Source organism: Chryseobacterium sp. HNCC26DJ238, from assembly GCF_057180465.1.
Genome location: NZ_JBXUGI010000052.1, coordinates 1 through 718, shown reverse-complemented (window position 1 = coordinate 718; position 718 = coordinate 1). Strand labels below are relative to the sequence as shown.

Genomic DNA, 718 nt, shown 5'->3' with positions numbered 1-718 from the left:
GTACGACTTTAAGCTCATCAAGCTCAACCAAAACGGTGATACCGTATTTGAAAAATATTTCTCAGGAAAGAACCATGATTTCCTGGCTGCAACCGTCGCTACACAGGAGGGCGGATTTGCCATAATAGGAACTTCGTACTCCGGAAAAGGGCTGGATAAAAAAGAGGATTCCAAAGGAGGCTCAGATCTATGGTTGATAAGAACAAACTCGGAGGGAGTTGAAATTTGGCAGAAGACATTAGGCACAGCCCAGGACGATGAAGCAAGAGCGGTCATCCAGACCACTGACTTAGGATTTGTTGTTGCAGGCAATGTACAGAACTCACCTGATGGGTACGGTTCTAAAGATGTCATGATCATCAGGCTCGATAAGAACGGAAAAGAAGTTTCCCAACTGATCCTCGGCGGAAGAGGAAATGATGAAGTGGAAAAAATGATCCCGACCGCTGACGGCGGTGTTCTGTTGGGCATGTATTCAAGGAGTGCATCCTTCACAAATCCCTCCAAAGGAAAGGAACTTAGAGATGCATCGCCTGAGAATTCTCAGTCAAAACTGAATACCTATTCCAAAAAAACAGAGAATGAAGGTGAAGGAGATTACTGGATCGTTAAAATATCAAAGGAAGGAAAAGTTGAGTGGGAGAAGAATTACGGAGGGAAAGGAGATGACCACCTGAGAACTTTAGCCATGACCTCTACAGGATACATCATCGGAGGC

Annotated in this window: 1 pseudogene; it reads left to right on the top strand. The window is 44.8% G+C overall.

The features are described 5' to 3' along the window. Nucleotides 1-718: pseudogene (locus AC2A07_RS19670) on the top strand (T9SS type A sorting domain-containing protein); the annotation flags it as partial.